At 76.0% G+C, this 20,428-nt stretch carries 19 protein-coding genes; 11 read left to right on the top strand and 8 right to left on the bottom strand.

Going from position 1 to position 20,428, the window contains the following annotated elements; genetic code table 11:
- Nucleotides 1-67: 67 nt before the first annotated feature.
- Nucleotides 68-1,894 carry a S9 family peptidase gene (locus AB0C99_RS21545; RefSeq protein ID WP_362477197.1) on the top strand — a complete coding sequence of 609 codons (1,827 nt, stop codon included), beginning with the start codon at nt 68-70 and terminating at the stop codon, nt 1,892-1,894.
- Between the two features lie 90 nt (nt 1,895-1,984).
- Here the strand turns inward: AB0C99_RS21545 and AB0C99_RS21540 are convergent, their stop codons facing one another.
- Nucleotides 1,985-2,950, bottom strand: coding sequence for a cupin domain-containing protein (locus AB0C99_RS21540; RefSeq protein ID WP_362477195.1), 966 nt, complete (start codon nt 2,948-2,950; stop codon nt 1,985-1,987).
- A gap of 268 nt (nt 2,951-3,218) precedes the next feature.
- Nucleotides 3,219-3,365, bottom strand: coding sequence for a hypothetical protein (locus AB0C99_RS21535; protein ID WP_165590942.1), 147 nt, complete (start codon nt 3,363-3,365; stop codon nt 3,219-3,221).
- A gap of 276 nt (nt 3,366-3,641) precedes the next feature.
- On the opposite strand from AB0C99_RS21535, the gene AB0C99_RS21530 reads away from it, so the two are divergent.
- On the top strand, nt 3,642-4,628 hold the full coding sequence (locus AB0C99_RS21530) for a helix-turn-helix domain-containing protein (RefSeq protein WP_362477192.1): 987 nt from the start codon (nt 3,642-3,644) through the stop codon (nt 4,626-4,628).
- An 18-nt stretch (nt 4,629-4,646) separates the two neighbouring features.
- Here the strand turns inward: AB0C99_RS21530 and AB0C99_RS21525 are convergent, their stop codons facing one another.
- Entirely contained in the window at nt 4,647-5,039 is a 393-nt protein-coding gene (locus tag AB0C99_RS21525) for a VOC family protein (protein WP_362477224.1), read from the bottom strand.
- Nucleotides 5,040-5,154: 115 nt separating this feature from the next.
- On the opposite strand from AB0C99_RS21525, the gene AB0C99_RS21520 reads away from it, so the two are divergent.
- Complete coding sequence (locus AB0C99_RS21520; RefSeq protein WP_362477189.1) at nt 5,155-5,814, top strand: nucleoside/nucleotide kinase family protein; 660 nt, start codon at nt 5,155-5,157, stop codon at nt 5,812-5,814.
- Between the two features lie 17 nt (nt 5,815-5,831).
- Entirely contained in the window at nt 5,832-6,398 is a 567-nt protein-coding gene (locus AB0C99_RS21515; RefSeq protein ID WP_362477186.1) for an isochorismatase family protein, read from the top strand.
- Here the strand turns inward: AB0C99_RS21515 and AB0C99_RS21510 are convergent.
- Complete coding sequence (locus tag AB0C99_RS21510; RefSeq protein ID WP_362477183.1) at nt 6,395-7,153, bottom strand: hypothetical protein; 759 nt, start codon at nt 7,151-7,153, stop codon at nt 6,395-6,397. The two genes, AB0C99_RS21515 and AB0C99_RS21510, sit on opposite strands and share 4 nt — an antisense overlap.
- 96 nt (nt 7,154-7,249) lie before the next feature.
- Here AB0C99_RS21510 and AB0C99_RS21505 point away from each other — a divergent pair, with 96 nt between their 5' ends.
- From AB0C99_RS21505 to AB0C99_RS21485, 5 genes are all read left to right on the top strand, one after another.
- Complete coding sequence (locus AB0C99_RS21505; protein WP_362477180.1) at nt 7,250-7,789, top strand: tetratricopeptide repeat protein; 540 nt, start codon at nt 7,250-7,252, stop codon at nt 7,787-7,789.
- A 12-nt stretch (nt 7,790-7,801) separates the two neighbouring features.
- Complete coding sequence (locus AB0C99_RS21500) at nt 7,802-8,692, top strand: LysR family transcriptional regulator (RefSeq protein WP_362477178.1); 891 nt, start codon at nt 7,802-7,804, stop codon at nt 8,690-8,692.
- Nucleotides 8,693-8,815: 123 nt separating this feature from the next.
- Complete coding sequence (locus AB0C99_RS21495) at nt 8,816-9,775, top strand: hypothetical protein (RefSeq protein ID WP_362477175.1); 960 nt, start codon at nt 8,816-8,818, stop codon at nt 9,773-9,775.
- A gap of 35 nt (nt 9,776-9,810) precedes the next feature.
- Nucleotides 9,811-10,212: an FKBP-type peptidyl-prolyl cis-trans isomerase gene (locus tag AB0C99_RS21490; protein WP_362477172.1), complete on the top strand. Its 402-nt coding sequence runs from the start codon at nt 9,811-9,813 to the stop codon at nt 10,210-10,212.
- A 210-nt stretch (nt 10,213-10,422) separates the two neighbouring features.
- Nucleotides 10,423-11,556: an aminopeptidase P family protein gene (locus tag AB0C99_RS21485; protein WP_362477170.1), complete on the top strand. Its 1,134-nt coding sequence runs from the start codon at nt 10,423-10,425 to the stop codon at nt 11,554-11,556.
- Here the strand turns inward: AB0C99_RS21485 and AB0C99_RS21480 are convergent.
- The 3 genes from AB0C99_RS21480 to AB0C99_RS21470 form a co-directional block, all read right to left on the bottom strand.
- Nucleotides 11,525-12,889 carry a cytochrome P450 gene (locus AB0C99_RS21480; RefSeq protein WP_362477167.1) on the bottom strand — a complete coding sequence of 455 codons (1,365 nt, stop codon included), beginning with the start codon at nt 12,887-12,889 and terminating at the stop codon, nt 11,525-11,527. The genes AB0C99_RS21485 and AB0C99_RS21480 overlap by 32 nt on opposite strands.
- Nucleotides 12,890-13,090: 201 nt before the next feature.
- A complete protein-coding gene (gene treZ / locus AB0C99_RS21475) occupies nt 13,091-14,842 on the bottom strand; it encodes a malto-oligosyltrehalose trehalohydrolase (protein ID WP_362477164.1) in 1,752 nt (583 codons plus the stop codon).
- Nucleotides 14,843-15,064: 222 nt separating this feature from the next.
- Nucleotides 15,065-16,015, bottom strand: a complete 951-nt coding sequence (locus AB0C99_RS21470) for a GNAT family N-acetyltransferase (RefSeq protein WP_362477161.1) — start codon at nt 16,013-16,015, stop codon at nt 15,065-15,067.
- Nucleotides 16,016-16,145: 130 nt separating this feature from the next.
- Here AB0C99_RS21470 and AB0C99_RS21465 point away from each other — a divergent pair, with 130 nt between their 5' ends.
- Complete coding sequence (locus tag AB0C99_RS21465; RefSeq protein ID WP_362477158.1) at nt 16,146-16,703, top strand: DUF1707 and FHA domain-containing protein; 558 nt, start codon at nt 16,146-16,148, stop codon at nt 16,701-16,703.
- A gap of 108 nt (nt 16,704-16,811) precedes the next feature.
- On the top strand, nt 16,812-17,900 hold the full coding sequence (locus tag AB0C99_RS21460) for a cytochrome P450 (protein WP_362477155.1): 1,089 nt from the start codon (nt 16,812-16,814) through the stop codon (nt 17,898-17,900).
- A 107-nt stretch (nt 17,901-18,007) separates the two neighbouring features.
- On the opposite strand, the gene treY is transcribed toward AB0C99_RS21460, so the two are convergent.
- Complete coding sequence (treY, locus tag AB0C99_RS21455) at nt 18,008-20,374, bottom strand: malto-oligosyltrehalose synthase (protein WP_362477152.1); 2,367 nt, start codon at nt 20,372-20,374, stop codon at nt 18,008-18,010.
- Nucleotides 20,375-20,428 lie beyond the last annotated feature (54 nt).

Raw genomic sequence — 20,428 nt, 5'->3', positions numbered from 1 at the left:
AGAGTCCCGGGAGTCCCCGGAATCCCCGACGTCCCCGGCGTCCCCGAGGCCCCTCATCCCGCGCTCGGTGCTCTTCGGCAACCCGCACCGCATGAGCCCCGCGCTCTCCCCGGACGGCGAACGGCTCGCCTTCCTCGCGCCCGCCGCCTCCGGCGTCCTCAACGTGCACGCCGGGCCCTGGCGCACCCGGGACTTCCGCCCCGTCACCGCCGACGCCGGGCGCGGCGTCCGCGCCTTCGCCTGGTCCGGCGACGGACGGCACATCCTCTACGTCCAGGACCGCGACGGCGACGAGAACACCCATCTGTACGCCGTCGACCCCGTCGCCGGGCCCGGCTCCGCCCGCGACCTCACGCCCTACGAGGGTGTCCAGGCCCGGATCGTCTCCCTCGACCCGCGCCGCCCCGGACTGCTGCTCGTCGGGCTCAACCTGCGCGACCCGGCCGTGCACGACGCCCACCGCCTCGACCCCGCCACCGGCGCCCTCGAACTCGCCGCCGTCGACGAGGGGTTCAGCCGCTGGATCGCCGACGACCGGCTCCGGGTGCGCGGCGCCCTGCGCCCGCATCCCGACGGCTCCGTGAGCCTGCTCGTCCGCGACGACGAGGCCGCCCCCTGGCGCGAACTGCACCGCGCCGGGCCCGAAGACGCCCCGGCGCTGCGCCCGTTCGGCTTCACCACCGGCGGCCGGACCCTGCTGCTGCTCTCCTCCGAGGGCTCCGACACCGCCCGGCTGCTGCGCCTGGACACGGTGACCGGCGAGACGAAGGCCGTGTACGCGGACCCGGAGTACGACGTCGAGGGTGTCGGCGCCCACCCGGGCACCGGGGAGCCGCAGTTCGTGCTCGTCCGGCGCGCCCGCAACGACCTCGAACTCCTCGACCCGGCGCTCGCCGCCGACTTCGCGGCCCTGCGCGCCGCCGCCCCCGGCGACGTGAGCGTGCTCGGCCGCGACCGCGCCGACCGGCACTGGCTGGTCCAGCACAACTCCGCCGACGCGCCCGCCGGTTACCGGATCCTGCACCGGGGCGGGGCCGGCCGGGAACCCCGTACCGAATACCTCTTCAGCCACCTCCCGGAGCTCGCCGGCCGCCCGCTCGCCCGCGTCGAGCCCTTCAGCCTCACCGCCCGCGACGGGCTGCGCCTGCACGGCTACCTCACCTTCCCGCCGGGCGCCGGACGGCACCGGCTGTCGACCGTGCTGTGCGTCCACGGCGGCCCGTGGACCCGCGACCAGTGGGGCTTCCGCGCCGAGGCGCAGTGGCTCGCCGACCGCGGCTACCTCTGCCTCCAGGTCGACTTCCGCGGCTCCACCGGCTACGGCAAGGAGTTCACCCGGGCCGGCGACCGCGAGTGGGGCGGCAGGATGCAGGACGACCTCCAGGACGCGGTCCGCCACGCCGTCGCACTCGGCCACGCCGACCCCGGCCGGGTCGCGATCTACGGCGGTTCCTACGGCGGCTACGCGGCGCTCGCCGGGGCCGCCTTCACCTCGGACGACTACCGCTGCGCCGTCGCCGTCGCCGCGCCCTCCTCGCTGCTCACCTTCATCGAGTCGGTGCCCGCCACCTGGGGGCCGATGGCGGCGATGCTGCGCCGCCGGGTCGGCTCGCCGGAGGAGGACGCGGAGTTCCTGCGCGCCCGCTCCCCGCTCTTCGCGGCCGACCGCATCCGGATCCCGCTGCTCATCGGGCAGGGGGCCCGGGACCCCCGGGTGCGGCGCGAGGAGTCCGAACAGCTCGTCGCCGCGCTGCGCCGGAGCGGCGTTCCGCATGAGTACCTGCTCTTTCCCGACGAGGGGCACGGCTTCGTCCGGCCCCGCAACCGACTGGCGTTCTACGCGGCGGCCGAGCGCTTCCTCGCGGAGCACCTCGGCGGCCGGTACGAGGAGTAGGGGGCCGTACGGCAACGGGTAGGGCCGCAGGGCCGCGGGGCCGGAGGGGTCCGGGACCGGACGGGGACGGCCCCGGACCCCTCCGGCGGCCTACGCCAGGGTGAGCAGGCCCTCCTGGACCAGCCGGCGGACCAGCACCAGCCGGCCCTCCACGTCCAGCCGGCCGGTCACGTCCCGGGCCGTGAACGGGGACCCGGCGTCGAGCACGTACCGCAGCTCGGGCTCGATCCGGGCCGGCAGCCGCACCACCTTGCCGTGGAACTCCAGCTGGAGGCCGGTGTCCTCCGGCCGCAGCGACCACAGCAGCTCGGCCCTGCGCCGCACCCGGGTGTCGGGGCCGAGCGTGCGCAGCCCCTCCAGGTCCAGCAGGTGCCCGTCGAGCACCGGGCGGCGGCCGACCAGGGCCCGGCTCGCGGCCCGCTCGACCAGCTCGGCGGGGTCGACCGCCGAGGCGACCGAGCCCAGCAGCTCCCCGAGGGCCGAGGCGGCCCCGGCGCGCAGCTCCGGGTCGAGCGCGAAGCCGGGCGGCAGCGCGCCCCGGTAGCGCGGGTCGCCCTCGATCGCCCGGTCCAGGGCGTCCTTGAGGACCGTCGACCAGAGCACCGGCAGCACCCCGAGCGTGATGTGCAGGGACGCCTCCTCGTTGGAGGTGGCGTCGTGCACGGTCCCGCGCGGCATGTACATCAGGTCGCCGGGCCGCAGGTCGAACTCCCGGACCGGGGCGCCCGGCCCGTCCTTGGGCCTGCGGTACGGCTGGTTGGCCAGCGGCAGCTCGTCCGGGGACTCGTACAGCCGCCAGTGCTTCGAGCCCCACACCTGGAGCACGAAGACGTCATGGGTGTCGTAGTGGCTGGTGAGGCCCTGGGCGCCGGCCGGGGTCAGATAGGCGTTCGCCTGGAACCCGGCGCTGAACTCGCCCGACAGTGTGCGGCACAGTCGGCCGAGCGGCTCCCAGCGCTCGTGCAGGAACTTGAAGACGACGGTCGAACCGCGCCGGTAGAGGTCGTAGAGGACTTCCAGTCCATTGCTGGGACCACCGGGTCCCGAAGCGGCCATTTCTACGAGCGGAATCTCCTGCCCGTTCACCACGACCTTGAGTTCGGAGGACCGGACGCTGGAAGTCGAGAGAATATGGTCGACATCGCGGAAACTCAGTGAGGCCGCGTAATGGTCGGGATTCTCCCGGTGGACGACCAGGGGTTCTCGTTCCCAGTACTCCTGTTTGAAGTCCTCGGGGGTGACGGGGGACAGGAGGCTGCGGAGGCCGAGCGAAGGCTGCGCCTGGGGCGCAGCCTTCCACCCGCCGTGGGTCACGGCCATGCGGTCAGATCACCGGGTCCGACGGGTCGTTGTCGGCGATCACGAAGACCGGGTCGGTCGGGTCGTTGTCCGAGATCACGAAGTCGGGCGTCGCGATCGGGGACGGCGAGACCTCGATCTCGTCCGGCCGCAGCGAATTGCGCTCTTCCATGTTCCCTCCCGTTTCCTGGTGTTACAGGAACTCCGAACTGCCGTGCGGAGCGGCACCGATACTCGTCAGCCACGGCAAGCGCTGTCAACGCCGCACGTTTTAATGTCCAATTACCTGCCCGGGGGTTTTGGCGGGGTCCTGACGTCAGGAGTTCCATGACATTCCTGACAGGGTTCCGGCACAGCGGAGACATCGCTGAAACGTGCGGTGGTCTACACCGTTAGACGGGAGTCGGACGGGAGCACTCCGACGCGAGGAGGCGAGGAGGGGGGATCGGTGACCCGACACGCGAGTGCGGCGGAGCGCCACCGGGCCGTGCGGGAGGTGCTCGGCGGGCGGCCCGTCGCGGAGGTCGCGCGGCGCCACGGCGTCTCGCGGCAGACGCTCTACGCCTGGCGGAAGCGGTACGCGGCGCACGGCGAGGGCGGTCTGGCGGACCGTTCCCGGCGCCCGCACGAGAGCCCGGCGCGGATCCCGCCCGCCGTGGAGGCGCTGATCTGCTCGCTGCGGGAACGGCACCCGGACTGGGGCGCGGGGCGGCTGCGCGACGCCCTCGACCGGCTGGGCGTGCCCGAGACCCCCTCGCGGACCACCGTCCACCGGGTGCTGATCCGCAACCGGCTCCTGGTCCGCCCCGATCCGGCCGTCGGCGAGGAGCTGGGCGGCCTGATCGCCGCCGCCCGCGAGGCCCTGCGCCGGCTGGGGGCGGCGCTGGAGGGGTTGGAGGCGGGGGTGGCGGAAGTGGCGGAGGTTGCGGGGGCTGCGGGGCCTGCGGGGGCTGCGAGGGCGGGCGACACGGCGGACGTGGCTGAGCCGGCAGAGACGGCCGAGGCGGCGGAGGCGGCCGAGGTGGCGGAGGCCGCAGAGGCCGCAGAGGCCGCAGAGGCCGAAGAGCCCGCGGAGGCCCTCGGGGTGCGGGAGACGGCGAGGCCGGAGGAGCGCGCGAAGCCCGGCGCGCCCGGCGTGCCCGGTACGCCCGCCGCACCCGGCTCGCGCGGGGTGCCGGGCCGGGCGTGGGCCCCGCACGCGGCGCAGGCCGGAGCGGCCGAGGCGGCGGCGGGAGCCGGGGGCGCGGCGGCGCCCGCCACCGGCCACTGCGGGATCTGCGCGGTCTGCGCCCCGCCGCCCCGGCTCTTCGCGCGGGCGCCGGAGGAGTCCGCGTCAACCATCTCCCGGTACGGGACCCTCATCCCGTCACCGCGCGAAGTCGGCCGCAGGGCGGGCCCGTTGGCCGAAAGTGCGCGGTGCACGCCCGAGGTGTGAGATCCGCCGGGCCCGGGTTCAGGCCCCGGCCGGCTGGAGCAGGTCCCAGCGGTTGCCGTACAGGTCCTCGAAGACCGCGACCGAGCCGTACGGCTCGTGGCGCGGGGCCTCCAGGAAGCGGACGCCCTCGGCGGTCATCCTGGTGTGGTCGCGGGCGAAGTCGTCGGTGTGCAGGAAGAAGCCGACCCGGCCGCCGGTCTGCGCGCCGACCGCCGCCGCCTGGACCTCGTCCTTCGCGCGGGCGAGCAGCAGCCCGGTGCCGCCCGCGCCGCGCGGGCGGACGACGACCCAGCGGGTGCCGTCGCCGCGGTCGGTGTCCTCGGCGAGCTCGAAGCCGAGGGCGCGGGTGTAGAAGTCCACGGCCTCGTCGTAGTCGGCGACGACGAGGGTGACCAGCGCGAGGGCGGGCAGGCCAGGCTGGGCGGGCGGGGTGACAGGCTCGGTCATGAGGGCAACGTAATACGTATGACGGCAGGAGTGCCAACGGACGCGCCAACGGACGTGCCGACGGACGCCCGGTGCGAGAATGCCCCGCATGGACGCGACGGGCACGGGCACGGGACCGGTATCGGTATCGGAAGAGCTCGCCCGGCGGGCGGAGGCGCTCGCCGGCGCCGGAGGGCGCCGCCTCCTCGGCATCACGGGACCGCCCGGCGCCGGGAAGTCCACCCTCGCCGCCCGCCTGGCCGCCCATCTCGGCGACCGGGCCGTGCTCGTCCCCATGGACGGCTTCCACCTGGCCCAGGCCGAACTGGAGCGGCTCGGCCGGGCCGCCCGCAAGGGCGCCCCCGACACCTTCGACGCGGCCGGGTACGCGGCGCTGCTCGTCCGGCTGCGCGCCGCCGAGCCCGGCACCACCGTCTACGCGCCCACCTTCGACCGCGCCCTGGAGGAGCCCGTCGCCGGGTCCGTCGCGGTGCCGCCCGAGGTGCCGCTGGTGATCACCGAGGGGAACTACCTGCTGTACGACGAGGGCCCCTGGGCCGCCGTGCCCTCGCTGCTCGACGAGGTCTGGTACCTCGACGTCGACCCCCGCGTCCGGGTGCCCCGGCTCGTCGCCCGGCACGTCCGCTTCGGCAAGGACGAGGAGGCCGCCCGCCGCTGGGTCGCCCGCTCCGACGAGGCCAACGCCCGCCTGGTGGAGGCCGGGAGGGGCCGGGCCCACCTCGTGGTGGCCGGCGACTGACCCGTACGGTGGGCCGCATGACCCATGTGCCGGCGCTCCTCGTCATCGACATGCAGAACGCGCTCGCGGAGATCGCCCACCGCGGCCCCGAGACCATCGCCGTGATCGCCGGGCTGCGGGCCCGCGCGCGGGCCGCCGGGGTCCCCGTCGTCACCGTCCAGCACCACGGCGCGCCCGGCGGCGAGCTCGCGCCCGGCACGCCCGGCTGGCGGATCGTCCCCGAACTCGCCCCGGAGGAAGGGGAGCACGTCATCTCCAAGACCGGTGCCGACGGCTTCCTCGACACGGGGCTCGACGCCGCGCTGACCGCCCTCGGCGCCACCGAACTCCTCGTCACCGGCTTCGCCACCGAGATCTGCGTCGACACCACGGCCCGCCAGGCCCTCAGCCGCCGCTACGACCTGGTCCTCGTCGCGGACGGGCACACGACCTCGGTGCGCGGCCCGGAGGGCCCGTACGCCGAGCCCGACCGGTCCGTCGCCCACCACAACGAGATCTTCCGCCACCTCGACTTCCCCGGCCGCAGCATCCGCGTCCTGCCCGCCGCCGAGGTCGACTTCGCCGCGCCGCGGGCCGCCCATTAGAGCGACGCGCGCACCCCGGCCGCCCGCGCGAAGGCCCGCACCACCGGGTGCGGCCGGGTGCCGTCGCCCGCCAGTTCCGGCTGGAACAGGGTGGCCAGGAAGAAGGGGTGGCCGGGCAGTTCGGCGATCCGCACCTGACCGGCGTCGTCCCGGCCCGTGAAGCGCATCCCGTGCCGCTCCAGGGTGTCCAGGTGCCGCCCGTCCGGACCGTACGCGCAGTGGTAGCGCTCGGTCGTGCGCTCGGCGCCGAAGACCGCCTCCGCCAGCGAGCCCGGCACCACCCGCACCGCGCCCTCGTGCCCGACGAGCGAGCAGGCGAGCGGGGCGAGCAGCAGGTCCTCCGGGTCCGCGTCCGGGTCGTTCTCGGCGTGCGCGGCGCGCTCCAGACCGCACACCCCGCGCGCGAACTCGACCAGCGCGTGCTGGAAGCCCGCGCAGGTGCCCAGGAACGGGACGCCCCCCTCGCGCGCCGTCCGGATCGCGGCGAGCGCCCCCGCCTCGCTCGCGTACGGGCTCCCCGGCAGCAGCCACACCGCGTCGAAGCCGCTCACCGCGCCCGGCGCCACCGCGTCGCCGGTGGGGATCCAGTACGCGTCGAGGACGAGCCCGTCCCGCTCCGCCAGCGCGTCCAGGAGGAGCGGGACGCGGACGTGGGACTTCACGTGCGGGGAGCGGTCGCCGACGAGGGCGATACGCGGAGTGCGGGTGGGGTGGGGGGTGCGGGGGGTGCGGTCGTTCGTGGGCGTCGTGTTCATGGGGACCATGCTCGGCGGGGCCTCCCGTTCACGTCCAACGATGATTACCGGACTCTCCATCAGCAACGCTTATGTCGCTGTCGGTAGGCTGGCGTCATGATCTCCCCCAGCAGCGACACCGAGGACTGGGAGCGCCGGATAGGCGCCCTGTGGGCCGCGCTCGACACGTACGACGGGGCCGGGTTCCGCGCCCGGATCGCCGAACTGGCCGACGAGCGGCCCGCCGACGATCCCGCGGCCCTCTTCGAGCGGGCCGCGGCCCACGACTCCACCGGGCTGCCCGAGGAGGCCGTCGGTCTCTACCGCCGGGCCCTGGACGGCGGCCTCACCGGGCTGCGGCGGCGCCGGGCCGTCATCCAGCTGGCCAGCAGCCTGCGCAACCTCGGACAGCCCGACCGAAGCGTCGAACTCCTCGTCGAGGAGCGGGCGATCCCCGCCGAGCGGCTGGACGCCGACGAGACGGCGCTGGCCGGGGCCGTCGACGCGTTCCTCGCGCTCGCCCTCGCCGACACCGGCCGCGACCGAGAGGCCGCCTCCCTCGCCCTCGGCGCCCTCGCGCCCCTGCTGCCCCGCTACAACCGGTCCCTGGCGTACTACGCCAAGGACCTGCTGGGCACGGGGCCGGACGGCGCCTGACCACCGGCCCCCATGGACCCCCACCTCCTCCGCACCTACCTCACCGTCGCCCGCCTCGGCTCCTTCTCCGGCGCGGCCCGGGCGCTGGGGTACACCCAGTCCGCCGTCTCCCAGCACATCGCCGCGCTCGAAGCGGACCTCGGCCTCCCGCTGCTCACCCGCAGGCCCGTCGGACCCACCCCGGCGGGCGAACGGCTGCTGGAGCACGCCGGTTCGCTGCTGCTGCGGCTCGACGCGGCCCGCGCCGATCTCGCCCGCTTCGCCGCCGCGCCCCGCGAGACCCTCACCCTCGCGGCCGCCCCGCTCGCCCTGTCCCCGCGCGTCCTCGCCGCGCTGCCCGCCACCGGGGTGACCCTGCGGACGCTGCCCCGCGACGAGGTCCCGGCCGCCGTCGCCACCGGCGCCGCCGACCTCGGGCTCGTCGACGGCGTCGCCGCCCCCAGCGACCCGCTGCGGCTCCCGGACGTCGCCCCGCACACCGCCACCCGGATCGCCGAGGAGCCGCTCGCCGTCGTCCTGCCCGCCGCGCACCCGCTCGCCGGCCGCCCGGGGCTGCGGCTCGCCGACCTCGCCGACGCCCGCTGGCTGGACGCCCCCGGCGCCGCCTTCCCGCTCGGCCCGCTGCGCGCCTCGTACGCCGGGCCCGCCGGCCACGGCTTCCGCCCCGCCCTGCGCTACGAGGGCACCGACGCCCGTACCGCCGCCGCCCTGGCCGCCGCAGGCCACGGCCTGGTCCTGCTCCCGCTCCCGGTGGCGGCCGGCACCCCCGGCGCGGTCGCCGTGCCGCTCCTCTCGCCGCGCCTGGTCCACCGCGTCGAGCTGCTCCGCCCGACCGGTGAACCCGGCGGCCCCGCCGCCGAGTTGGCGGCCCGACTCGCTGCCCCGGCACCGGCCAGTCGCTAGGCTGATCCGCACGCCAAGGCACGCAGGGCGAGACACGCACGGCACGGCAGGCAAGGTACGCAGGGCAAGGCACGCACGGCACGGCGCGGATGGCGGAGACACGGCGACGAGAGGCGGACGGACGTGGGGTGGTTCCGGCGAGGGCCGAGGAGGGACGACGAGGACGCGCCCAGGGACCCGGCGTTCTCGTACCTCTCCGAGCGCGAGGCCGCGCTCTTCCGCGGCCGGGTCCGCGAGGCGTTCGCGGAACTCGGCCTCGAAGTGACCGTGTACGCCGACGCCGTCACCGACGACTCCGGGCGCCGCTTCGGCCTCGGCACCCTCGCCGCCGTCTGCCACCAGGACCCGCGCGGCACCCACGTCTGGCCCGAGCTGGTCCGCCGGCACGTCCGCCTGTGGGTGCGCGCCCTGGACGGACCCTCGGCCCTCGACACCCTGCCGCCCGAGCAGATCCGCGCCCAGCTCTACCCGCGCGTGGTCAGCGCCGAGGGCATCGACCCCGGCACCTTCGGCTACGCCCGCACGGTCGCCCCCGGGCTCTACGAGGTCCTCGCGCTCGACCTGCCGGAGAGCGTGATGACCCTCACCGACGAGGCGCTGGAACGCCTCGGCGACCCCGCCCGGCTGCGCGAGCGGGCCCTGCACAACCTGCGCGACCTGCCCGTCGAGGGCCACGAGACCGTCAGGGACGCCGACGGGATGCGCTTCGAGGTGGTCCTCGGCGACTCCTTCTACACCGCCAGCCGGGTCCTGGACCTCGACGCGGTCGTCCGCCGGGTCACCGGCCGGCCGCTCGGCGAGGACGGGGCGCTGGTCGCCCTGCCCTTCCGGCACCAGCTCGCCTTCCACCCCATCCGCGACACCAGCATCGTGCCCGCGCTCGGCGCGATGGCCTCCTTCGCCGCCTCCGGCTACGAGGACACCCCGGGCGCCATCAGCCCGTACGTCTTCTGGTGGCGGGCCGGCACGCTCACCCAGCTCAGCGAGCACGCGGAGGAGGACGGACAGCTCCGGATCGTCGTCGGCGACGACTTCCAGGACCTCCTGGAACGGCTCATCGTGCGCCACCCCGACGGCCCCTGAGGACCGCTCCGGCGATCCTGGGTAGCGTGGGCGGCATGAACAGCACAGACGCCGACGCGTACGAGCCGACCAGGCCCGAGATCGCCCGCCCGGAGGGCCCCGCGCCCACCGAGCTGACCGTCCGGGACCTCGTCGTCGGCGAGGGCCCCGAGGCCCGGCCGGGCAACGTCGTCCGGGTCCACTACGTGGGGGTCGCCTTCGCGTCCGGCCGGGAGTTCGACGCCTCCTGGGACCGGGGCACGCCCTTCAAGTTCGCCCTCGGCGGCGGCCGGGTCATCAAGGGCTGGGACCGGGGCATCCGGGGCATGAGGGTCGGCGGCCGGCGCGAGATCACCGTGCCCCCGCGCCTCGGCTACGGCGACGCGTCGCCCACACCGGCGATCCCGCCGGGCTCCACGCTCGTCTTCGTCGTGGACCTCCTCTCCGTCGCCACCTGACACACCGGCGCCCCCTCCCGGGCCCCAAGCTCCCGGGCCCCCTGCCCCCGTGGCGCCCGCCCCCGGCTCCAGCCCCCCGGCCCCCGCCGTCCGTGGTCGCCCCCCCCGGGCCCCGGCCCCGGTCCTCCGCGCCCCGCCCCCGCCCGTCCGGGGTCGCGCCCGCCCCGGGGGCCGGGCAGGATGGCGTACGTCGCGAGGAGGAGACCGCCCATGCCCGAGAGCACCGCGCCCACGCCCTTCACCGCCGAGGACTACCGGGCCAGGATGGCCCGCGCCGCCGACTCCGCGGCCGAGGCGGGACTCGCCGGGGTGCTCGTCGCCCCCGGCCCCGACCTGGTCTATCTGACCGGCTACCAGCCCACCGCGATCACCGAGCGGCTCACCGTCCTCGTCATCGCCCCCGGCCGCGACCCGGTGCTCGTCGTGCCCACCCTGGAGGCCCCCGACGCCGAGAAGGCCGTCGGCGCGCCCGCGCTGACCCTGCGCGACTGGACCGACGGCAAGGACCCGTACGCCGTCACCACCCCGCTGCTCGACCCCTCGGGTCGCTTCGGCGTCAGCGACAACGCCTGGGCCATGCACCTGCTCGGCCTCCAGCAGGCGCTGCCCGGCACCTCGTACGTCTCCCTCACCCAGGCCCTGCCGATGCTGCGCGCGGTCAAGGACGCGCACGAGCTGGCCCGGATCGCCGCCGCCGGGGCCGCCGCCGACCGGGCGTACGGCGAGATCCTCACGGTCCGCTTCGCGGGCCGGAAGGAGACCGAGGTCGCCGCCGACCTGGCCCGGCTGCTCCTGGAGTTCGGGCACTCCCAGGTCGACTTCACCGTCGTCGGCTCCGGCCCCAACGGCGCCAACCCGCACCACGAGGCCGGGGACCGGGTGATCGAGCACGGCGACATGGTCGTCCTCGACTTCGGCGGGCTCAAGCACGGCTACGGCTCCGACACCACCCGCACCGTCCACGTCGGCGAGCCGACCGACGAGGAGCGGCGCGTCCACGACCTCGTACGACAGGCCCAGCAGGCCGGGTTCGAGGCGGTCCGCGCCGGGATCGCCTGCCAGGACGTCGACCGGGCCGCCCGCGCGGTCATCGCGGACGCGGGCTACGGCGAGTACTTCATCCACCGCACCGGCCACGGCATCGGCGTCACCACCCACGAGCCCCCGTACATGATCGAGGGCGAGGAGCGGCCGGTCGTCCCCGGCATGTGCTTCTCCATCGAGCCGGGTGTCTATCTGCCGGGCCGCTTCGGCGTCCGGATCGAGGACATCGTGACCCTCACCGAGGACGGCACCGGGCGCCGCTTCAACGTCACTCCCCGGGAGATGGCGATCGTCGAGTGACCGCCCGCAGCCGCAGGTCGCGCATCTCCAGCGTCACCGAGGGGGCCAGCCGGCCCGGGTGACCGGGCACGGACTCCAGCCGCCAGCGGCTCGCGACGGTCGCCAGCACCAGGCTCGTCTCGATCATGCTGAAGGCGTCGCCGACGCACTTGCGGGCGCCCAGCGCGAAGGGCAGGAAGGCGTGCCGGGGCGGCTGCGGGCGCTCCGGGTCCCAGCGGTCCGGGTCGAAGCGCGTCGGGTCCGGATAGAGCTCGGGCCGGTGGTGGATCAGATAGGGGCTGTACGCGACGCTGGTGCCGCGCGGCAGCCGGTGGCCGCCCAGCTCCGTGTCGGCGGTGACCGCCCGGGTGAAGAACCAGCCCGGCGGGCGCAGCCGCAGCGTCTCGGTGACGATCCGCCCGGTCAGCGGCAGCCTCGGCAGGTCCTCGTGGGTGGCGGGCGCGCCGTCGAGGACGGCGTCCACCTCTGCGTGCAGCCGCCGTTCGACCTCGGGGTGCCGGGCCAGCAGGTCGAGCGCCGAGGTGAGGGTGGCGGCGGTGCTCTCGATCCCGGCCAGGAAGAAGGAGACCACCGTGTCGACGATCTCGGTGCCGCTCATGCCGGGCCGCCCCTCCTCCGGGTCCTCCGGGTCGTGCGCCGCCACCAGCGCCGAGAGCAGGTCGCCGTAGTCGGTGGGGTCGGCGCGGCGGGCGGCGATGACCTCCTCGACGGCCGTGTGCAGTCGGGTCCGGGCGCCGAGGTGGGCGCGGTTGCCGGGGAGCGGCAGCCGGTCCAGCGGCGGGACCATGAGCATCCGCCGGTAGAGGCTCTGGACGACGGTGGTGACGTCGCCGAGGAGCCGTCCGTGGGCGGCCGGGGACAGGGCGTCGGAGAACAGCGTGGCGGTGGCGATTGCGGCGCTGACCCGCAGCATCTCGGCGGGCACGTCCAGGACCTGGCCGGGGCGCCAGGTGTCGGTCGTCTCCCGGGTGCGGTCGGTCATCGCCCGCGCGTAGTCCGGGAGCCGGCCCGGGTGGAAGGCGGGCTGGGACAGCCGCCGCAGCCGCCGGTGGTCCTGGTGCGGGCAGGAGATCACGCCGTTGCCGATCACCTCGCGCAGCCGGTCGTAGAGCGGCCCGCCCTTGTCGAAGGTGCGGTCGTCGAGCAGCGCCTGCCGGGTCAGCTCCGGGTCGCAGATGACGACGACGCCGATCGGGCCGAGCCGGACGCGGACCAGCTCCCCGAGGGCGGGCAGCGCGGTCAGGAAGGCGAGGGGGTCCCGCAGCAGCGGCACCACGTGCCCGAGCAGGGGCAGGGCGCGGGGAGCGGTGGGGATCGAACGGAAGTCCTTCATGCCGCACGTGTCTAGCGGGACCGGCGGCCCCGCCCCCGCGCGGCGGGTGAAACGGCAGGTCAGGCGCGGTTCACCCGGGCCGCCACGGGTTGACGCCGACGCGCGCGGCGGCCAGCCGTCACACCCGTCACGGTCGCCTCACCCGCCTCACCCGCCTCACCCGCCTCACCCGCCTCACCCGCCTCACCCGCCTCACCCGCCTCACCCGTCCGTCAGGACCACCGCCGACTCGGCGGGCAGGTGCAGCACGCCGTCCGGGCCCGGCGGTTCGGTGCGCTCCCAGGCGGCGAGGACCCGGTCGCGCCCGTTCGAGCCGAGCGGGAGGCGGGCGGGCGTCCCGGCCAGGTTGACCGCCACGCGGATGTCGCCGCGCCGGAAGACCAGCCAGCGGGCCTCCTCGTCGAAGGCGATCTTCACCCCGGCCAGGTCCGGGTCGGTCAGGTCCGGGAGGGTGCGGCGCAGCGCGATCAGCTCCCGGTACCAGGTCAGCAGCCGCTTGTGCGGCTCGCGTTCGCGCTCGGAGCGGTCCAGGACCGAGCGGTCGCGGGTGGCGGGGTCCTGCGGGTCGGGGACGTCCTCCTCGGCCCAGCCGTGCGCCGCGAACTCCCGCCGCCGCCCCCGCCGTACGGCCTCGGCGAGCTCGGGGTCGGTGTGGTCGGTGAAGTACATCCAGGGGGTCCGGGCGCCCCACTCCTCGCCCATGAACAGCATCGGCACCGACGGCCCGGTCAGCACCAGCGTCGCCGCGCAGGCGAGCAGCCCGGGGGAGAGGCCGGCCGCGAGGCGGTCGCCGGTGGCCCGGTTGCCGATCTGGTCGTGGGTCTGCGCGTAGCCGAGGAAGCGGTGCGCGGGGGTGCGGGCCCGGTCCACCGGGCGCCCGTGGTGGCGGCCCCGGAAGGAGGAGTAGGTGCCGTCGTGGAAGAAGACCCGGGTCAGCGTCTTGGCCAGCGCGGCCATCGGGGCGCGCGCGAAGTCCGCGTAGTAGCCCTGCGACTCGCCGGTCAGGGCGGTGTGCAGGGCGTGGTGGAAGTCGTCGTTCCACTGCGCGTGGACGCCGAGCCCGCCGGCCGGGCGGGGGGTGGTGGTGCGCGGGTCGCCCGCGTCGGACTCGGCGATCAGGAAGTGCCGCCGGCCCTGCTCCCCGGCGAGCTCGTCGACGGCCGCCGACAGCTCCTCCAGGAAGGTCAGCGCCCGGGTGTCGGCGAGCGCGTGCACCGCGTCCAGCCGCAGCCCGTCGATCCGGTAGTCCCGCAGCCAGGCGAGCGCGCTGCCCACGAGGTACGCGCGGACCTCGTCCGAGCCGGGGGCGTCCAGGTTGACCGCCGCGCCCCACGGGGTGTGGTGGGTGTCGGTGAAGTACGGGCCGAAGGACGGCAGGTGGTTGCCGGACGGGCCCAGGTGGTTGTGGACCACGTCCAGGACCACGCCCAGGCCCAGCCCGTGCGCCGTGTCCACGAAGCGCTTGAGGGCCGCCGGGCCCCCGTACGGCTCGTGGACCGCCCACGGCGCCACCCCGTCGTAGCCCCAGCCGCGCACCCCGGGGAACGGGCACAGCGGCATCAGCTCCACATGGGTGACGCCGAGCCCGGCGAGCTCCCCGAGCCGCGCCGCCGCCGCGTCGAGCGTCCCCTCGGGGGTGAAGGTGCCGACGTGCAGCTCGTACACGACGCCACTGCGCAGCCGCAGCCGCGGGGCCGTGTTGCGCCAGGTGTACGCGTCGTGGTCGACGACCGCGGCGAGGCCGTCCGGGCCGTCGGGCAGCCGCCGGGCCCGGGGGTCGGGCAGCGGCGGGCCGCCGTCGAGGGAGTAGCCGTAGCGGTCGCCGTCGGCCGCCGGGGTGACGCCGGTCCACCAGCCGGGCCGCTCGGCGTCCCGCTCCAGCGGGTGGCCGGTGCCGTTCAGCTCCAGCGTCACCCGGTCACGGGCCTGCGGCGCCCACACCTCGAACAGCACGGGAGGGTTCCCCTCGTCGAGGGCGCACGGACACCGGAAGCCGGCTCCGCCGTCGGTACGCCCGCATCCACGGCTACGGGACCATCCTGGCAGTCGGCGGGCCGCCCCGCCCGGCGCATCGACGATCTTGCCGGGCCCGTCGTGGCGGTCGTGACGGACGTGCTTGCCGTGGCTGCCGTGGTCGTCGTGACGGACGTGGTCGGCGTGGTCGGCGTCGGCGTCTTAGGCCGGCCGGTCCCACACGTAGTTGACCGCGCGCTCGAAGGTCACGTACCCGGTGCGGGCGAACGAGGCCGCCATGGGGACGTTGCCGAGGTCGGTGGCGGCCCGGATGCGGGGCACGTCCTCGGCGGCGAGGACCCGGGTGCCCTCGGCGAGGAGCTCGTCGCTGTAGCCGTGGCCGCGATGGGCGGGCAGTACGCCGATGTACGCGATGATCGGGTGGTAGTTGTTGCGCGCCGGGACGACGAAGCCGACCGGCTCCCCGGTGCCCGGCAGCTCCGCGATCCGCCACCACGCGCGGGGCGTGGCGTAGTGCGCGAGCTCCTCGTCGTAGTGCAGCTCGGCCGCCTCGCGCGGGGAGAGGCCGGAGGCCAGGTCGGCCCGGCCGTGCGCGTCGAGGGTGCCCTCCATGACCGGGGTCATCAGCGCCAGCAGGTCCTCGCGGTCGCGGACCGGCCGGAACGCCAGCCGCCCGGTGGGCTCCGGCACGGGCGTGCCCGCCCGCCACTCCAGCCGCAGCCGCTCCACCAGCGGGCGGGCGCCCGAGGCGGTCAGCACGCCGAACAGGGCCTCCAGGGCCGCGCGGGTCTCCGGGACCTCGCGCCAGTCGGGCGGCATGAAGCGGCCGTACTCGGGGCGCGGGGCGCCCGCCGGGACGACGGCGGCGGTCGCCGTCTCCAGGAGGCGCAGGCCGATCGCGGCCGCCTCCTCCGCCGGCAGCGCCGGGTCCAGGTCGAAGAAGTCGAGCGCCTGCGGGTCGGCGCCCTCCCGCCCGGTCCACCAGGCGATCCGCCCGAGCAGGCGGTCGCCGTCCAGCGCCACCCACATCCAGTCGGGGCGGCGGCGGCCGGTGGCCAGGTCGTCGGCGAGCTCGTGGTCGAGCACGTAGTCGAGGCCCTGGAAGAGGGCGAGCTCGTCGGGTCCGGCGAGCGGTCGAACGGTGTACGTCATGTACGGGGGTCCCCCTGGTAGTCGAGTCGGCAGACCGTAACAGCGCAGGTCGGGGCTGCGCCCCCGAGTTTCCGAGGGCGTGGCCGGACCCTTCTGGACACCTCGGGCCCGTCCGTCCGACAATCTTGGGGTGACGACACCCTTCGAGCTCCCGGCCGGCCGGTCGGACGGCCCCCGGCTCACCGACGCCGAGCGCGACCGCGCGCTCGCGGTGCTGCGCGAGGGGGCGGCCCAGGGGCGCCTGTCGCACGACACCTTCCTGTTCCGCATGGAGCGGGCGCTGGCCGCCCGCCGCTCCGACGAACTCGCCCTGCTCATCGCGGACCTGACGACGGATCCGCCGTGGACCCGGCGGGTGGTGGGCGCGGTCGAGAAGGTGTCCGCGTTCACCATGAGCGTCCGGCGCGCCTGGCGGGTCGAGCGGCTGCCGAAGCTGCTGCTGCCGCTGCCGGGCCCGCAGCCGCTGCGGATCGGCCGCGACCCGGTGAACGGGCTGCGTCTCAGCCACGAGACGGTCTCCCGGCTGCACGCCGAACTGTCCCTCCAGGGTGGTCTGTGGGTGCTCCGCGACCTCGGCTCCACCAATGGCACCACGGTCAACGGGCGCCGTGTGACGGGTGCGGTCGTGGTGCGCGCGGGGGACCAGGTGGGGTTCGGGCAGATGAACTTCCGGATCTCGCCGAACTGACGCGCCAACACCTCCACGTATCACCCGAACGGCGGTATACCTGCTGCGACCGGGTCTGCTCGGTGTTCGGCTGGGGAGACGCGCGCCGCTGACCGACGAGGGGGCGAGATGAGCGACGATCCGCACCACCGGGACCAACCGCACGACCAGCACCACCCCGACCACCCACCCCAGCCGCCCCGCGGCCCCGCCCCGTACCGGGACCACTGGGCCGCGCTCCCGGCGATGGCACGGGTCCCGCGCGGGACCGCCGCGCCGCCGCGGGACCGCGTCGTCCGCCGGATCGCGCCGAGCCCGCTGGAGCCGGGCGCCACCCGCGACCCGTACCGCGTCTACCGGGTGCTGCGCGAGGAGTTCCCGCTCACCCACGACCCGCTGCTGCGGGCCTGGGTGCTCAGCCGGTACGCCGACGTGGCGAGCGCCCTCACCGACGCCCGCTTCACCCACGGGCACCGGCCCGGCGACCCGCCCTGCGCCGCGACCCACGGCGGCCCGGCCGCCGCCGACGAGGCCGAGCTGCGGGCCATCGTCGAGCGCACCGCGTTCGTCCTCGCCCGCCGGATCGCCGACCGCCCGCAGGCCGACCTGGTCGCCGAGTTCTGCCACTGGCTGCCCGCCGGCACCGTCGCCGCCGCCGTCGGCGTGCCGTACCGGGACATGATGCGGCTGGTCCGGGGCCGGGCCGCGTCCGCGCTGGTCGGCCACTGCACCGGCCAGATAGGCGTCCGCGAGAAGGCCCTGGCCGCCTTCCTCGCCGCCGTCCTCTCCGACCCCGACCAGGTCGCCGCGCTCCGGGACGCCCCGGCGGGCCTGGTCGCCCGCGCCTGGACGGAGTCGCTGCGCCGCGACCCGCCGGTCCAGATCGTCATGCGCCGCACCCGGGGCGAGGTGCGCACCGGTTCGGGCGTGCTGCCCGCGGGCGCCCAGGTGGCCCTGCTGATCGGCGCCGCCGGCCGCGACCCGGAGCGCTTCCGCGACCCGGACCGCTTCGACCCGCTGCGCGACGACCCCGGCCAGCTCACCTACGGCAGCGGACTGTGCCCGGCCGTGGACCTCGCGGCCCTGGAGGCGGAGTACGCCCTGCGCGCCCTCTTCCAGGCCATGCCCCGGCTCCGCCTCGCGGACGGCTTCCGCCCCCGCTGGACCGGCGTGATCACCCGCGCCCCGAGCACCCTCCTGGTCCGCCCGGGAGGCTAGGAAGGTCAGGGAGGCGGGGGAGGCCAGAGAGGCAGGGGAGGCAGGGGAGGCCGGGGAGGCCAGGGACAAGCCCCCCAGGGCCTCTCCGAGGCGGAATCCCCGCCAGGTCACTCCGCCCGCACCAGCAGCCCCACCGGCCGCGCCGCGAAGAGCTCGGCCAGCCGTACCGGTGTCTCCGGCCCGCCCGTGAACTCCCGCGCCCCGTCGAGCGGGTCGAGCCACCGGCCCTCCGGCAGCCGCAGCGCGGTGTCCCGCCAGCCGCCCGCCTCGGCCAGCCGCAGCGGCAGCCGGGTCACCGCCGTGAGCACCTGCCCCGAGCGGGTGAAGGCGAGGCAGTGCGGGGCGGCCGGGCCCTCGGCCGCCACCGGGAGGTACGGGGAGAGCGGGCCGAACAGGCCGGGCCGGGCCCGCCGCAGCCCGAGCGCCGCCCGCACCAGCGCCGTCTTGGCGTCGTCCGGGCCCGGCGCGAAGGGCGCCCGGTTGTCCGGGTCCACCAGGGCCCGGTACTCCCGCTCGGTGCCCTGGTAGAGCTCCGGCACCCCCGGCATCGTCAGCTGCACCAGGGTCGCGCCCAGCACGTGCGCGCGGATGTGTGGCTCCAGGGCGAGCGCGGCGGGCGCGGCGGTGCGCAGCGGGACCCGCCCGGGGCCCGCGGCCACGAACTCGGCGACCGCCCGCTCGTACGCCTCGTCCGGCTCCGTCCAGCTCGTGTGCAGCCCCGCCTCGCGCACCGACTTCAGCACCGCGGGGCCCAGCCGCGCCGGGTCCGGGGCGCCGAAGCCGAAGGCCGTCTGCCAGGCCGTCCACGCCAGGTGCGGATCGGGCGCGGGCACCCCGGAGGTCTCCGCCAGCAGCTCGGCCCAGCGCCCGGGGCACTGGGCGAGGACCGCGATCCCGGCCCGTACGTCCGCGCTGCGCTTGGTGTCGTGGGTGGTCAGCACCGTCCCGGTGCCCGGCCAGTCGCGCGCGATGCGGGCGCAGTACGCGTGGAACTCCTCGGGCGACACGGCGGGGCTGCCCGGGTCGCCGCCGACCTCGTTGGCGGAGAGCAGCGGGGTGTAGCGGTAGAAGGCGGTGTCCTCCACGGACTTGGCCCGCAGCGCCGAGGAGGTCTGCGCGAACCGGGCCCGGAACGCGAGGTGGTCCGGGCCGTCGCCGAGGGTCCCGAGCGCCAGCTCCCGCACGGTGTCCACCGCCGTCGCCTCCTCCGGCACCGCGAACGCCGCCTTGGCGCCGCGCGCCGCCTCCGGGGTCAGCACCCGCTCGCCGCCCGCGCGGTAGGTCCGGTACACCGGCACCCGGACCAGCAGCTCGCGCACCGCCGTGTGCAGCGCCCAGGGCGCGTGGTCGCGCAACTCCGGTTCCGCGGCGCAGATCCGCCCGGCGATCCGGGTCAACGCGGCCGTCTCCGCCGTCAGTTCGTGGGTGACGACCTTGTACGCGGCCCGCCGCGCGGTCGCCTCCCAGTAGCCGCCCCGGTCCCCGGCCCGCCCCACGAACTCCCGGTATACCTCAGTCAGTTCCGCGCTGCCCGCCGGGTCGGTGAACACCCCGTCGAGCTGCCGCAGCGCGTCGTAGCCGGTGGTGCCCGCCACCGGCCAGGAGGCGGGCAGCGGTTCGGGCCCGGTGAGGATCTTCTCCACCACCGTCCAGCACCGCCCGCCGGTCGCCGCCTCCAGCCGCTCCAGATAGCCCTCCGGGTCGGCCAGCCCGTCCGGGTGGTCGATGCGCAGCCCCTCCACCACGCCGTCCGCGACCAGCTCCAGGACCTTCGCGTGGGTGGCGGCGAAGACCTCCGGGTCCTCGACCCGCACCCCGATCAGGTCCGCGATCGTGAAGAAGCGGCGGTAGTTGAGCTCGGTGCGGGCCAGGCGCCACCAGCCGAGCCGGTACCACTGGGCGTCCAGCAGCTCGCCGAGCGGCAGCCCCTCGGTGCCGGGGCGCAGCGGGAACTCCTGCCCGTCCAGGGCCAGGACGCCGTCCGCGACCCGCATCCGGTCCCGGACCTCCGGCAGCCGGGCGGGCAGCACCGGCAGCAGCATCCGCCCGCCGCCCGCCGCCCAGTCGATGTCGAACCAGCGGGCGTACGGGGACGTGGGGCCGTCCCGCAGCACCTCCCGCAGCGCCGGGTTGTGCCGGGGCGAGGCCGCCATGTGGTTGGGCACCAGGTCGAGCACCAGCCCCAGCCCGTGCTCCCGGGCCGTCGCGGCGAGCGCCCGCAGCCCCGCCTCGCCGCCCAGCTCGGCGCGGACGGCGCGCGGGTCGGTCACGTCGTAGCCGTGCGTCGAGCCGGGCACGGCCTCCAGGACCGGCGACAGGTGCAGGTGCGAGACCCCGAGCCCGGCCAGATAGGGCACGGCCCGCGCGGCGGCGGCGAAGGGGAACGCGGGCTGGAGCTGGAGGCGGTACGTGGCGGTGGGCAGCGTCCGCTCGGACGAGGGGAGTCCGGGCCGGACCGGCGAGGAGGACGTCATGCGAACGTACGTACCCGGCCCGGAGGCTTCTGTGTCATCGACGCATGCGCCCGT

This window comes from Streptomyces sp. NPDC048659, assembly GCF_040650575.1.
GTDB lineage: Bacteria > Actinomycetota > Actinomycetes > Streptomycetales > Streptomycetaceae > Streptomyces.
This window is presented reverse-complemented; position numbering and strand designations above follow the sequence as displayed.

Bases quoted from the DNA above. Each gene is read 5' to 3' on its own strand.
- AB0C99_RS21540 (WP_362477195.1), bottom strand. From the start codon at position 2,950: ATGGCCGCTTCGGGACCCGGTGGTCCCAGCAATGGACTGGAAGTCCTC.
- AB0C99_RS21535 (WP_165590942.1), bottom strand. From the start codon at position 3,365: ATGGAAGAGCGCAATTCGCTGCGGCCGGACGAGATCGAGGTCTCGCCG.
- AB0C99_RS21520 (WP_362477189.1), top strand. From the start codon at position 5,155: ATGCCCCGCATGGACGCGACGGGCACGGGCACGGGACCGGTATCGGTA.
- AB0C99_RS21515 (WP_362477186.1), top strand. From the start codon at position 5,832: ATGACCCATGTGCCGGCGCTCCTCGTCATCGACATGCAGAACGCGCTC.
- AB0C99_RS21510 (WP_362477183.1), bottom strand. From the start codon at position 7,153: ATGAACACGACGCCCACGAACGACCGCACCCCCCGCACCCCCCACCCC.
- AB0C99_RS21505 (WP_362477180.1), top strand. From the start codon at position 7,250: ATGATCTCCCCCAGCAGCGACACCGAGGACTGGGAGCGCCGGATAGGC.
- AB0C99_RS21500 (WP_362477178.1), top strand. From the start codon at position 7,802: ATGGACCCCCACCTCCTCCGCACCTACCTCACCGTCGCCCGCCTCGGC.
- AB0C99_RS21490 (WP_362477172.1), top strand. From the start codon at position 9,811: ATGAACAGCACAGACGCCGACGCGTACGAGCCGACCAGGCCCGAGATC.
- AB0C99_RS21485 (WP_362477170.1), top strand. From the start codon at position 10,423: ATGCCCGAGAGCACCGCGCCCACGCCCTTCACCGCCGAGGACTACCGG.
- AB0C99_RS21480 (WP_362477167.1), bottom strand. From the start codon at position 12,889: ATGAAGGACTTCCGTTCGATCCCCACCGCTCCCCGCGCCCTGCCCCTG.
- AB0C99_RS21470 (WP_362477161.1), bottom strand. From the start codon at position 16,015: ATGACGTACACCGTTCGACCGCTCGCCGGACCCGACGAGCTCGCCCTC.
- AB0C99_RS21460 (WP_362477155.1), top strand. From the start codon at position 16,812: ATGAGCGACGATCCGCACCACCGGGACCAACCGCACGACCAGCACCAC.
- treY (WP_362477152.1), bottom strand. From the start codon at position 20,374: ATGACGTCCTCCTCGCCGGTCCGGCCCGGACTCCCCTCGTCCGAGCGG.